The following is an 11999-nucleotide window of genomic DNA, read 5'->3' as shown; positions in this document are numbered from 1 at the left end:
CGCCAACCCCCCGGGAGAAACCCCATGACCGACACCGGACGTCACCGGCCCACACCGCGGCTGACCCGCGTCGACCTGGACGCGCTGCCCAACTACGTGCCCGGCCGCAGCCCGGCCGACCTGGCTCGGGAGCTGGGTCTGCCCGAGGCGATCAAGCTGGCCAGCAACGAGGTCCCGTACGGCCCGCTGCCCGGTGTGGTGGAGGCGGTGGCCGAGGCGGTGGCCGGAGTGCACCGTTACCCCGACATGGGCGTGGTGGCGCTGCGACAGGCGCTTGCCGAGCGGTACGAGGTGGACGTCGACCGGATCGCCACCGGCTGCGGCTCGGTGGCGCTCGCCGAGCACCTGGTACGCGCCACCTGCCTGCCCGGCGACGAGCTGCTCTACTCGTGGCGCTCGTTCGAGGCGTACCCGATCATCGCGGCGACCAGCGGCGCGACCAGCGTACGGGTGGCCAACGACGCCGGGCACGGGCACGACCTGGCGGCGATGGCGGCGGCGGTGACCGACCGGACCCGGATGATCCTGGTCTGCAACCCCAACAACCCGACCGGCACCGCGGTACGCCGGGCCGAGCTGGACCGTTTCCTCGACGCGGTGCCCGACGACGTGCTCGTGGTGATCGACGAGGCGTACCGGGAGTTCGTCACCGACCCCGAGGTGCCCGACGGCCTCGGCTACGCCGACCGGCCCAACGTGGCCGTGCTGCGTACCCTCTCCAAGGCGTGGGGTCTGGCGGGCCTGCGGATCGGTTTCCTGGTCGCCCAGCCGGAGGTGGCCGCGGCGGTACGCAAGGTCGTCACCCCGTTCTCCACCAGCCTGGCCGCGCAGGCCGGTGCGCTCGCCGCGCTGGCTGAGGCGGAGGAGGTACGGCGGCGCTGCGCACTCGTGGTGGCCGAGCGGGACCGGGTCACCGAGGCGTTGCGCAAGCTGGTGCCGGACGTGCCGACCAGCCAGGCGAACTTCGTCTGGCTGCCGATCGGCGACCGGGCTGTGGAGTTCGGCAAGGCATGTGAGGCGCGCGGGGTGATCGTCCGCCCGTTCCCGGGCGACGGGGTCCGGGTCACCATCGGCACCCCGGCCGAGAACGACACCTTCCTCGCAGCGGCCGAGTCCGCCCTGACCTGACCCGTCCACCGTCGGCCATGCTCGTCGGTCGCCGGACCTGGCGTGCTCCGGCCCGCCGGATTGGCGGGGGTCAGGGCCGGCGACGTCGGCGGGCGAGCGCCAGGCCGATGCCCAGCAGCACGCTGGCCGTGCCGACGGCCAGCGGCCAAGCCGGTGACCAGGCGTCGCCGGTCACCGGCAGCCGGCAGGGCCCCTCGGGGCCCGGCTGGCCGGTTCCGCCCGGCACCGGCTGGCCGGAGGGTCCCGGCATCGATCCGGTGGGACATGGCTGCGGCGACGGCTGACCGGTCGGGGTGGGTGATGGTGAGAGCGGGAGCACCTCGAAGCTGACCACCGTCTCGGCCGATGCCGACGCGGACGGCGGGGGTTGCGGCGACCCTGTCGGCGGCTGCGGCGACCCGGACGACTCCGGTGGGGGCTGTGGCGGCCGCGGCCGGGCCTCGGCGGCGAGCAGTGTCAGTGCGCCCGGTCGCGGCTCGGCCTGGGTCGTCGCGGCCGCACCACCCCCGAGCAGCAGGGCTGTGGCACTGCCAGCAAGCAGCCGCGCCGCCAGTGGCAGGCCGATCGCGCGAAGCATGCCTGGACGCTAGCCCGCGAAGGTGGTGGCCGTAGCGCACTTCGCCGGGATTTAGCCCATCAGCGCAATCGGGGGCTTTAGTCCGTTTTGTCAGCACTAGAGGATATTTGCTGCTTAGCATCCCTTTCAGCTCGTGGTTCTCCCACCACGACGGCCCGTACCTTCCGAGCAAGGGATGACAGCATGCACACTCGCAGGATCCTGGCGACGGTGGCCAGCGCCGCCACGGCCGCCGTCCTGGTCGGCACGCCGGCCCTGGCAGACCCGACCGCCGACACCACAGTGACCTTCACGGTCAACGCCGGAACGCTGGACATCACCGCTCCGCTCTCGGCGAACCTCGGCGCCGGCGCCCCGGGCACCGACATCTCCGACCAGCTCGGCACGGTCGAGGTGACGGACACCCGGGCATCCGCCGACGCGTCGTGGGTGGCCACGGTCACCTCCACCGACTTCACCACCGGCGTGACCCCGACCGCCACCGAGACCATCGCCGCCGAGCTGGTCGACTACTGGTCCGGCCCGGCCACGGTCGGCCCCACCGGCACCGGCACCTTCACCGAGGGACAGACGGCCGCCGGCGACGCCGAGCCGCTGAACGACGGTGTGACCCCCAACGTCCCGGTCACCGCCTTCACCCACACCGGCGGCACCGGCAACAACTCGGTCGGCTGGAACCCCACCCTCGTGGTCCACGTGCCGCTGGCAAACGAGGCCGGTCTGTACACCGGGACGGTGACACATTCGGTCGCGTAGTCGGCTGAGCCGCTTCACGGTCTCCTCGGCCGTGGTGCTGCTCTGCGCCACCGGCCCGGGCACTCTCGCCCGGGCCGGTGCGCCGGGCGGCATACCGGACCCGAGCGGGCTCGGCATCCAGTTGCTGGAGGCGCCGGCCTCGCGGCGCGACGACCCGCGGGCACTCCGCTACATCGTCGACCACCTGGCGCCGGGCAGCACGATCAAGCGAAAGATCAAGGTGGTCAACCACTCGACCGAGCGCAGCCGGGTCGAGCTCTACGCGGCCGGCGCGGACATCGCCGAGAACCAGTTCCAGTTCGCCGACGGCCGTACGGCCAACGAACTGACCGAGTGGATCAGCCTCAGCAAGGACCGGGTCACCCTCGATCCAAAGGAGAGTGTCGAACTCACCGCGACCGTGCAGGTTCCACCGAAGGCATCGGCGGGCGAACAGTACGCGGTCATCTGGGCCGCCACCGTCCCCGCCGGAAAGCCCCGGACCAACGTCACGATCGTGCGTCGCGTGGGCATCCGGGTCTACCTCGACGTGGGTCCGGGCGGCGAGCCACGCTCGGACTTCGCCATCGGCGAGGTCGTTCCCGCGCGGGACCCGGCTGGTCAACCGTCGGTCACGGTGACGGTGCGCAACACCGGCGGCCGGGCGCTCGACATGGGCGGCAGCGCCACCCTCTCGGACGGACCGGGCGGGGTACGAGCCGGTCCCTTCGACGTGGTCGAGGGCACCACGCTGCCGGTGGGCGGCACCGGCGTGGTGCGGATGCTCTTTCCCGCGGATCTGTCCAACGGTCCGTGGCGGATCACCCTCGACCTGGTCAGCGGCAAGGTCAAGCAGAGCGCCACCGGCACGATCACCTTTCCCGATCCGGGCGGTACCGGCCGCCGGACCCTGCTCGACCGGCTCGATCAGGACCGGTGGCTCTGGGCGTCCGCCCTCGCCGCCGTCGTGATCGCCCTGTGCTGCGTCGTCCTGCTGGTTCGCCGACGCCGACGCCGCGCGGTCGAGGCGGCGGTGCCGACCGTCGGTGCCAGGACCGGGCGATAGCGTCCATCGCCGCGGTCACACCGGTCAGGCCGCGGCGATGATCACCGGTTCGGAGGTGAGGTAGTAGCGATTGTCGTCCCCGTCCGGATCGACCGGGCGGCGCAGCCGCTCCACGGCCACGTACCCACCGGCCGCGTATGCCGCGCCCGGTGCCCATCCGGTGCCGTCCGCGCCGACATCGAGCACGAACTCCGAGAGCCGGGCACCCGTCGCCGCGTCCACTGTGACCAGCACGTTCTCCTCGGTCAACACATGTACCCGCCCGGCCTGGACGGCGATCACCCGGCCCGGTCCCACGGCGACCCGCCAGCGTTCGGCGCCGTCGGGGACCGCGCGGCCGACGAGCGTCCCGGCGGTCAGCACCACAGCTGTCCCGTCGACCAGTTCGGCGCCGGCCCCGTCCAGCGCCGGCGCCAGGACCGGTTCACCGGCGGCGAGCAGCCAGCCCTGGGCGGTCGCGTCCCCCGGCCCGGCGGTCCGCAACGCGGCGCAGCCCGCCCCCTCCGGCGCGCAGCCGAAGAGCGTCGCGGTCAGGTCGTCGCCGGCGTCCGGCGGCCGCCACCGGGCGCTGACCTCCCCGGTCGCCACGTCACGGAACTCGACCACCGGCGGTCCGGCACAGTCGTCCACGGTGAGCAGTTGGCCGGTCGTGCTGGCACCCACCGGTTCCCGGCAGCCGTCGGCCACCTCGACCCGCCACAGCTCCCCGCCATCGGCCAGGTCGACCGCCCGGACCTGCCCCGCGCCGGAACTCAGCACCACGTCACGGCCGTCTGCGGTGCGAGCCACAGTGAGTCCGCGCGGCTGCCAGACGGTGGCCGTGCCGGTGCGCCGCGCCTCCTGCCGCCGGTCGGGTTCCGGCCCGTCCGCCCGCCAGGTGATCTGCCCACTGCGCGCGTCGAGCGCCACCAACTGACCGTCCGACCATCGGCTGACCACTGTCGTCCCGCCGGCCACCACCGCGTCCAGCGTCGCCGGCCAGCGCCGGTACGAAAGGTACGGCGTGCGTCGGTGCCGCCCGTCGACCGGCTGGTCAGCGTAGACCTGGCGCGGTGCGGCGTACACCCGCAGCCGGCCGTCGACGATCAACGGTGCGGCCGGAAGCCGGCCCACCACGCCGGGTTCCCGGGTGGGTGGCGCCGGATAGTCGGCTCGGGCGGTGGTGAGGACCTCGGCCGGGGCCAGCACCCGGTACGCGATGACCGCGGTCACCGCGGCGAGACCCACAGCCGTCACCGCCGCCACGATCCGTCGTCGGCCCGTCACCCACCCCATGCCGCACCTCCCCGACCGGCACCCTACCCAGCGGGGGTGTGGGCCCGAGCGGCACCACCAGTCAGCTGGCCCGTTGCCGGGCAGCGGCGGCGACCAGGGCAGCGATGTCCTGCCGCAACACCTTCTCCGCCGCCCGTGCGGCAAGTCCGCCGAGTAGCAGCCCGACCGCACGACCGGCCGGCGCGGCGGGCCGGGCCTGCACCATCACGGTGACCGCCGCGTACCGGCGACGACGACGGCGTACGTCGCGCAGCGTCCAGGTGAACCGGTAGTCGACCCCGTCGCCCGGGGAGCTGAGCACCAGTCGCCGGGGTGGTTCGGCTGCCAGCACGACGAACTCCTCAGCCAGCGCGCTGCCGTCCGGCCGGACGCGCATCTCGCGCCAACTGGTGCCCGGACCGAACCGGCCCGGCGTCAGCACCTCGACCGGAACATCTGCCGGAACCCGCTGGGGCAGGTCGGTGAGCAGACGCCACAGGTCGGCTGCGGGTGCCGGCACCAGTCTGTTGACCGCAACCGTCGACATGCCACCTCCCGTAGCACCGACGGTACGCGTAGTCAACGCGATCTGGGGTCCCCGGGCGGATATTCCACCACCGGAGACCCCTGAACCTCAGCTGGTGAAGGTCCCGGTCCGGATCGCGTCGACGAACGCGCTCCAGCCGGGCGGACTGACCATCAGCACCGGTCCGGCCTGATCCTTGGAGTCGCGGATGCCCACCACGCCGCGGACCCGGGCCAGGTTGTCGGCCACCTCCACGCAGAGACCCTGGTCATTCGAGCGGCTGCTGGTACGCCAGACCGCACCCACCAAATCGTGCATCGTCGTCATCTCCCTCGGCTTCGACGTGTCGCCGACCGGGGCCGGGCCGACCGGAACGGGGGGCGCCGGTCGGCCCGACGCGGCGTGGCGACGGAATTCCGAGGCGATCAACGAAGCCGGTGACGGACCCCCATCGCACAGCCGGTGCGATCGAGGCCAGATGTCGGAAACGGGTCAGCGCGCGGGCAGCACCAACCCCGTTACCTCGCCCAACGTGATGGTGCCACCGTCCGGTCCCGGGGCGGTGGCGGTGATGGTCACCGTGTCGCCATCGGCGAGGAAGGTGCGTTCCGCACCGGCCACGGTGATCGGCTCGGCGCCGCCCCAGGTCAGTTCCAGGAACGAGCCGACCTGGTCGCGGCGCGGGCCGGAGACCGTGCCGGAGGCGTACAGGTCACCGGTGCGCAGCGAGGCGCCGTTGACGGTCAGGTGGGCGAGTTGCTGGGCGGGCGTCCAGTACATGCCGGCGAAGGGCGGCTCGCTCACCGGCTCGCCGTTCCAGTTCACGGTCAGCCGCAGGTCCAACCCGAGGTGGGGTTCGTCGCGCAGGTAGCCGGCCACCGGGGGGTCCTGGTCGGGGGCGGGCACGAAGGCGTGCCGGAGCGCGTCGAGCGGGGTAACCCAGGCGGCGACCGAGGTGGCGAACGACTTGCCCAGGAACGGCCCGAGGGGCTGGTACTCCCACGCCTGGATGTCCCGGGCCGACCAGTCGTTCACCAGCACCACGCCGAAGACGTGGTCGGCGAAGTCGGCGGCGGCGACCCGGCTGCCGAGTGGACTGGGCACACCGACCACGAAACCGACCTCGGCCTCGATGTCGAGCCGCGCCGACGGCCCGTACACCGGCCCGTCGGGGCCGGGGCGCTGCCCCTGTGGGCGTACCACCGGGGTGCCGGAGACCACCACGGTGCCGGCACGGCCGTGGTAGCCGATCGGCAGGTGCTTCCAGTTGGGCAGCAGCGGCGGTTGGCCGGGGCGGAAGATCTGGCCGACGTTCGAGGCGTGCTGCTCCGAGGAGTAGAAGTCCACGTAGTCGGCGACCTCGAAGGGCAGCTCCATCTGCACCTCGTCCAGCGGCACCAGCAGCGGCTCCACCGCGGCCCGGTGGGCCGACTCGGTGAGCAGCTCGGTGATCCGCTGCCGCACCGCCATCCACTGCGGCCGGCCCAGGGCCAGGAAGGTGTTGAGCGTCGGGAGGGCCAGCGCCCCGCCCGCCAGCACCAGGTCGGCGGCCTCGGCACCAGCAAGATCAAAAACAAGATCCCCGATGCGTACGCCGATGCGCGGCGCGCCGTCGCCGACCCGGAACACCCCGTACGGCAGGTGCTCCACTCCGTAGCCCGAACCCTGTGCACTCGTCACCCAGGTCATGCCTCAACGCCCCCGTTCACCAGGCCCAGCCGGATCAGATCGGTAAGTGGTTCCACGATGCTGCACGAGCCGAAACCCACCCAGAGCGGACGCGTCCCGTCGCGGCGGTTGTCGGTCCACTGCACCAGCGGTCGTTCGTCGCGCACGGTGAGCAGTTCGGCGACGGTGTCCACGCTGCCGCCTTCCGCCGCAGCCAGCGTCGCGGCAAGCACGTTGCCGAAGCCGTGGTGGGTGAAGCCGGTCTCCGGATCCACCTGCCGTACCGCGTGGTGCAGCCCGGCGGTCAGCTTGAACGGCAGTCCCCGGTCCCGGCAGGCACAGATCACCGCGGCCAGTTCGGCGGGGGTCGGGAACAGCTCGGCGGCGAGCCCGCCGGTGCGGAACTTGGCGGCGATCGGCAGCCCGCCGGCGCGCGCCTCGGCGAGGGCGTCCAGGGCACCCATCAGCCCGAAGGTGAGCGGGATCTCGGCGTAGACGGGTACGCCGTCCAGCCGCGTGGTGAACTTCACCAGCTCGGCCAGGCCGGGCTGCGGGTCCTCGCCGCGTCGGGCCACCGGCGCCTCGACCTGCCGGAGGGTCACGCCCAGCGGGGGCAGCAGCGACAGCGCGAAGGGCAGCCGGTCCAGGCCGGTGTCGCCGATCAGCCCGATGGCGAGGCCCTCGGCAGGATCGATCAGGCCGTCCAGTTCGCCCGCGGTGACCGCCGAGGCGGGCAGCAGCAGCGGGCCGACCAGGTCGGCATACCAGGCGGCCCGGTGGTGCCGGTGGGCAGCCACGGCGTCGGGCAGGGACGCGCTGCCCGGCGGAAAGACGGCGGCGTCGTCGACCAGGCCGGCGACGAGTGCGGGCGGCTGCGTTGACACGACACAAGAATGTACGGGACGCTGTGATTAGCGGACAACAGCGTCCGATAATCGGACGCGCCAGGCGGTGGCCGCCTCAGCCGCGACCGGGACGCGTCACCTGATGATCGGGAGGGGACATGCCGTACTACCGCAGCGTCGGCGAGGTGCCGCGCAAGCGCCACACCCAGTTCCGCCAGCCCGACGGCAGTCTCTACACCGAGGAGTTGATGGGGCAGGAGGGCTTCTCCGCCGACTCGTCGCTGCTCTACCACCGGCACGCCCCGACCGCCATCGTCGCCGCCGAAACGTTCACCCCGCCCGCGGTGACCCGGGTGCCCAACCTGCCCCTCAAGCCCCGGCACCTGCGTACGCACAAACTCGACGGCACCGGCGCGGACCCGGTCCTCGGCCGGCGTTACCTGCTCGCCAACGACGACGTACGCATCGCCTACGTGCTTGCCGACCGGCCCTCCCCGCTGTTCCGCGACGCCACCGGCGACCAGTGCCTCTACGTCGAGGCCGGCACCCTGCGGGTCGAGTCGACATTCGGGGTGCTGGACGCGGCGGCCGGGGACTACGTGGTCATCCCCACCTCGACGGTGCACCGCCTGGTGCCCACCGGCGACGCGCCGACCCGGCTGCTCGCCATCGAGGCGTCCGGGCACATCGGCCCGCCCAAGCGCTACCTCTCCGTACGCGGCCAGTTCCTGGAGCACTCGCCGTACTGCGAGCGGGACGTCCGGGGGCCGGACACACCGTTGCTCGTCGACGGCACCGACGTCGAGGTGCTGGTCCGACACCGGCGCGGGTGGACCCGCCACGTGTTCGCCCACCACCCGTTCGACGTGGTCGGCTGGGACGGTCACCTCTACCCCTGGGCCTTCTCCATCCACGACTTCGAGCCGATCACCGGCCGGATCCACCAGCCGCCACCGGTGCACCAGACGTTCCAGGGCCCGAACTTCGTGATCTGCTCGTTCGTGCCCCGCAAGGTCGACTACCACCCGGACGCCATCCCGGTGCCGTACCACCACCACAACGTCGACTCCGACGAGATGCTCTTCTACACCGGCGGCAACTACGAGGCCCGGCGCGGTTCCGGCATCGAGCAGGGCTCCATCTCGCTGCACCCGTCCGGCTTCACCCACGGCCCCCAGCCCGGCGCGGCCGAACGCTCGATCGGTGTCGATTTCTTCGACGAGCTGGCGGTCATGGTCGACACGTTCCGCCCGCTCGACCTCTGCGACGCCGCCGCCGACTGCGAAGACGACGCCTACGCCTGGACCTGGTCCCGCCACTGAGGTGCAAGGAGGGGCCCCCTGTTAACGCCTCGTGAGGTAAAGGGGTCCCCTCTTAACAACTAACACCCTGCACCCGGCAGCCGGCCGAGCGCCGGGCTCAGGCCACCGGACGCGTGATGATCGCGAGCTGGGCGACGGTGCCGGCCCCGATCGCCAGGACCAGCGGCCACGGGCTACCGAACAGCGCGTAGAGCAGGATCAGCGCGGGCCCGGCGCAGGCGGCGTAGACGGCCAGCGCGAGCGTACGGTCGGTGCGCCGCAGCACCGGCATTACCGTCCGGGTCAGGCCGGGCAGCCGGGACGCCTGCCGCCAGACCACGATGCCGCCGCCGATCGCGGCCAGCACCGCGATCAGCCGCGAGAATCCGGGACCGGTGGCGGCCGTGCAGGCGACCACCACGGCGGCCACCACCGACCAGCCGGCACCCCAGACCACGAGCTGCCGCAGTGCCGCCGGTACGGCCCGGTGGGTGACCGGCCCGGTGAACTGCCCGGCGTCGACCGGGCCGCCGCCCAGGGCACCCGGCGGTGACCCGGCGGGGCCGTGCCGGGGCCAGTCAGGCGTCAGCCCGGGGTACGCGGCACCCCCGGCCGCACCGGACCGGGACACGTCGTCCCCGGGACCGGACGCGGCATCCCGCGTCCCACCCGGCCGGGACGTGTCATCCCCAGCCTCACCCGGCCAGGACGCGGCATCCCGGCCGCCGCTCGGCCAGGACGCGCCATCCCCAGGCCCGGACGGGCGAGCGACGTCGTCCCCGGGCCAGGACGCGCCGTCTCGGGGACCGCTCGGGCGGGCGAGGTCGTCTCCGGGTCCGGACGGCCAGGACGCGCCGTCTCGGGGACCGCTCGGGCGGGCGAGGTCGTCTCGGGGCCCGGACGGCCAGGACGCGCTGTCCGGAGGCCCGGACGGCCAGGCGGCGTCGTCTCGGGGCCCGCTGGGTGGGGAGGTGCCGTCTCCGGGCAGTCCGAAACGGCGTGGGTCGTGGTCCGGGTCGGTCGGTGTGGCGGTCCCGGAACGGCCGCTCGGGTCGGCCGGGGGCAGGTTTCCCACCGCAGCGTCGGCGAGCTGCGCCAGCGTCGCGTTCCAGCGCCGCTGCTCCAGGCGCAGCACCCCGACGTCGTCGCCCACCTCGGCCAGTCGCGGATCCAGCCGCAGCGCTTCCCGGTAGGCCCGCTCGGCCAGGTCGAACATCCGCATGTTGGCCGCGACCAGGCCCAGCACCAGGTGCCCCTGCGGTTCGTCGGGGGCCAACTCCACCGCGTGCCAGGCCGTGTTCAGCGCCAGCTGTCCGTTGCGGGAGCCGGCCAGGATCGCCGCCGCGCTGCGCTGGGCGTACGCGTCCTGCGGCGCCAGCGCCAGGATCTCGTCGGCGGTACGGGCGGCCTCGGCGTACCGCTCCAGGTCGCCGAGTGCCAGCGCCCGGGCGACAAGCGGGGGCACCTGCCCCGGCGCGGCGGCGACTGCGGACTCGGCGGCAGCCAGTGCCTCGGTGGGCCGTCCGGCGGCCAACTGCACCCGGGCGAGCATGATCAGTGCCTCGACGGCGGCCGGGTCGAGGGCGAGCGCGAAACCGAGTTCGCTCGCGGCCTCGTCGTAGCGGCCCAACTCACCGAGGAGGGTGGCGCGCTGGAGGTAGCCGTCGGCGGCGGGCGGGTCAGTGGGGACGTCGGCGGACATCGCGCGAGCCTAGGCGTCCGGCCGCTCGTACACCAGGGCCACCGCGATCCCGGCGAGTCCCTCACCGCGACCGGTGAAGCCCAGGCCGTCGGTGGTGGCCGCCGAGACGGTGACCGGCGCACCGACCGCCTCCGACAACACCCGCTGGGCCTCCTCGCGACGTGGACCGATCTTGGGTCGTACCCCGACGACCTGCACCGACACGTTGCCGATGGCGAAGCCGGCGGCGCGCACCCGACGCGCGGACTCGGCCAGCAGGGCCACTCCACCCGCCCCGGCCCACTCGGGTCGGTCGACGCCGAAGTTGGCGCCGAGGTCACCGAGACCGGCGGCGGAGAGCAACGCGTTGCAGGCGGCGTGGGCGGCCACGTCGGCGTCGGAGTGCCCGGCCAGACCGTCCTGTCCCGGCCAGTGCAGCCCGGCCACCCAGCACGGCCGGCCAGGCGCGAAGGCGTGCACGTCCGTCCCGATGGCCACCCGAGGAACGATCATGAATCGAGGGTACGCGCCAACAGTTGCTCGGCCACGGCCAGGTCGAACGGCCGGGTGATCTTCAGGGCGTGATCCGAACCGGGTACGCAGAACACCGGTACGCCCTGCTTCTCGACCAGTCCGGCGTCGTCGGTGAGCGCGTCAGCGGCGGCGGCGTGCGCGGCGGCGAGCACGGCGCGACGAAAGCCCTGCGGGGTCTGCACGGCGCGTAGCGCGGCCCGGTCGACCGTGCCGCGCACCGTTCCGCCCGCGTCGACCTCCTTGATCGTGTCGACCACCGGCAGGACGGGGATCACCGCGTCGTGGCCGGCCCGGACCGCGGCGGCCACCGACTCCACGAGCGTGGCCGGGGTCAACGCGCGTGCCGCGTCGTGCACCAGCACGATGTCGGGGCCGGCCGGCACGGCGGCCAGCGCCGCCGCCACCGAGGACTGCCGTTCCGCGCCGCCGGGCACCACGATGACCGGGGCGATCGGGGCAAGCAGGTCGCGTACGGTCGAAACCTCCGCGACCGGGGCGGCCACCACGATGGTGTGCACCGACGCGGCGGCGGCCAGCCCACGCACCGCGTGCACCAGCAGCGGCTCCCCGGCCAGCAGCCGCAGGGCCTTGGGCCGGCCAGGTCCGAGGCGTACCCCGGCACCGGCCGCAGGCACGAGGACCGCGACGTCACCGCGCGGATTGAGCTGCGCGGTCACGTCGCGG

General features: G+C 73.4%; 12 protein-coding genes and 1 pseudogene. 4 read left to right on the top strand and 9 right to left on the bottom strand.

Going from position 1 to position 11999, the window contains the following annotated elements:
- Positions 1–24 precede the first annotated feature (24 nt).
- On the top strand, positions 25–1128 hold the full coding sequence (gene hisC, locus C1I93_RS07785) for a histidinol-phosphate transaminase (protein WP_111242544.1): 1104 nt from the start codon (positions 25–27) through the stop codon (positions 1126–1128).
- A gap of 70 nt (positions 1129–1198) precedes the next feature.
- Here hisC and C1I93_RS07780 read toward each other — a convergent pair whose 3' ends face one another.
- Positions 1199–1705, bottom strand: coding sequence for an LPXTG cell wall anchor domain-containing protein (locus C1I93_RS07780; protein WP_111242543.1), 507 nt, complete (start codon positions 1703–1705; stop codon positions 1199–1201).
- Positions 1706–1888: 183 nt separating this feature from the next.
- Between C1I93_RS07780 and C1I93_RS07775 the strand changes: the two genes are divergently transcribed.
- Both C1I93_RS07775 and C1I93_RS07770 read left to right on the top strand, forming a co-directional pair.
- Positions 1889–2461 (top strand): hypothetical protein, encoded by a 573-nt coding sequence (locus C1I93_RS07775; protein WP_111242542.1) that lies wholly within the window; start codon positions 1889–1891, stop codon positions 2459–2461.
- A 31-nt stretch (positions 2462–2492) separates the two neighbouring features.
- Complete coding sequence (locus tag C1I93_RS07770) at positions 2493–3506, top strand: peptidase (protein ID WP_111242541.1); 1014 nt, start codon at positions 2493–2495, stop codon at positions 3504–3506.
- 24 nt (positions 3507–3530) lie between these two features.
- On the opposite strand, the gene C1I93_RS07765 is transcribed toward C1I93_RS07770, so the two are convergent.
- The 5 genes from C1I93_RS07765 to C1I93_RS07745 all read right to left on the bottom strand — a co-directional run bounded on the left by C1I93_RS07765 (position 3531) and on the right by C1I93_RS07745 (position 7838).
- Entirely contained in the window at positions 3531–4781 is a 1251-nt protein-coding gene (locus C1I93_RS07765) for an outer membrane protein assembly factor BamB family protein (RefSeq protein WP_111242540.1), read from the bottom strand.
- A 61-nt stretch (positions 4782–4842) separates the two neighbouring features.
- A complete protein-coding gene (locus C1I93_RS07760; protein WP_111242539.1) occupies positions 4843–5307 on the bottom strand; it encodes an SRPBCC family protein in 465 nt (154 codons plus the stop codon).
- Positions 5308–5394: 87 nt separating this feature from the next.
- The gene (locus C1I93_RS07755) at positions 5395–5604 is read right to left on the bottom strand and encodes a DUF397 domain-containing protein (RefSeq protein WP_111242553.1); all 210 of its coding nucleotides are present in this window, start codon (positions 5602–5604) and stop codon (positions 5395–5397) included.
- 174 nt (positions 5605–5778) lie between these two features.
- A complete protein-coding gene (fahA, locus tag C1I93_RS07750) occupies positions 5779–6975 on the bottom strand; it encodes a fumarylacetoacetase (protein ID WP_111242538.1) in 1197 nt (398 codons plus the stop codon).
- The gene (locus C1I93_RS07745; protein ID WP_111242537.1) at positions 6972–7838 is read right to left on the bottom strand and encodes a hypothetical protein; all 867 of its coding nucleotides are present in this window, start codon (positions 7836–7838) and stop codon (positions 6972–6974) included. Before C1I93_RS07745 ends, fahA begins: the two co-directional genes overlap by 4 nt.
- Before the next feature lie 119 nt (positions 7839–7957).
- On the opposite strand from C1I93_RS07745, the gene C1I93_RS07740 reads away from it, so the two are divergent.
- Positions 7958–9121, top strand: coding sequence for a homogentisate 1,2-dioxygenase (locus tag C1I93_RS07740; RefSeq protein WP_111242536.1), 1164 nt, complete (start codon positions 7958–7960; stop codon positions 9119–9121).
- 1054 nt (positions 9122–10175) lie between these two features.
- Here C1I93_RS07740 and C1I93_RS32285 read toward each other — a convergent pair.
- The 3 genes and pseudogenes from C1I93_RS32285 to ispD form a co-directional block, all read right to left on the bottom strand.
- A pseudogene (locus tag C1I93_RS32285) lies at positions 10176–10802 on the bottom strand (tetratricopeptide repeat protein); the annotation flags it as partial.
- 9 nt (positions 10803–10811) lie between these two features.
- Positions 10812–11294 carry a 2-C-methyl-D-erythritol 2,4-cyclodiphosphate synthase gene (gene ispF / locus C1I93_RS07730; RefSeq protein WP_111242534.1) on the bottom strand — a complete coding sequence of 161 codons (483 nt, stop codon included), beginning with the start codon at positions 11292–11294 and terminating at the stop codon, positions 10812–10814.
- On the bottom strand, positions 11291–11992 hold the full coding sequence (ispD, locus tag C1I93_RS07725) for a 2-C-methyl-D-erythritol 4-phosphate cytidylyltransferase (RefSeq protein WP_111242533.1): 702 nt from the start codon (positions 11990–11992) through the stop codon (positions 11291–11293). The genes ispF and ispD overlap by 4 nt, the downstream gene beginning before the upstream one ends.
- Positions 11993–11999 lie beyond the last annotated feature (7 nt).

Source organism: Micromonospora endophytica, from assembly GCF_003236305.1.
Lineage (GTDB): Bacteria > Actinomycetota > Actinomycetes > Mycobacteriales > Micromonosporaceae > Micromonospora > Micromonospora endophytica.
The sequence above is the reverse complement of the archived record's forward strand: the minus strand, read 5'-3'. Positions and strand labels throughout refer to the sequence as shown.

Bases quoted from the DNA above. Each gene is read 5' to 3' on its own strand.
- C1I93_RS07765 (WP_111242540.1), bottom strand. From the start codon at position 4,781: ATGGGGTGGGTGACGGGCCGACGACGGATCGTGGCGGCGGTGACGGCT.
- C1I93_RS07760 (WP_111242539.1), bottom strand. From the start codon at position 5,307: ATGTCGACGGTTGCGGTCAACAGACTGGTGCCGGCACCCGCAGCCGAC.
- hisC (WP_111242544.1), top strand. From the start codon at position 25: ATGACCGACACCGGACGTCACCGGCCCACACCGCGGCTGACCCGCGTC.
- C1I93_RS07755 (WP_111242553.1), bottom strand. From the start codon at position 5,604: ATGCACGATTTGGTGGGTGCGGTCTGGCGTACCAGCAGCCGCTCGAAT.
- fahA (WP_111242538.1), bottom strand. From the start codon at position 6,975: ATGACCTGGGTGACGAGTGCACAGGGTTCGGGCTACGGAGTGGAGCAC.
- C1I93_RS07780 (WP_111242543.1), bottom strand. From the start codon at position 1,705: ATGCTTCGCGCGATCGGCCTGCCACTGGCGGCGCGGCTGCTTGCTGGC.
- C1I93_RS07775 (WP_111242542.1), top strand. From the start codon at position 1,889: ATGCACACTCGCAGGATCCTGGCGACGGTGGCCAGCGCCGCCACGGCC.
- ispF (WP_111242534.1), bottom strand. From the start codon at position 11,294: ATGATCGTTCCTCGGGTGGCCATCGGGACGGACGTGCACGCCTTCGCG.
- C1I93_RS07740 (WP_111242536.1), top strand. From the start codon at position 7,958: ATGCCGTACTACCGCAGCGTCGGCGAGGTGCCGCGCAAGCGCCACACC.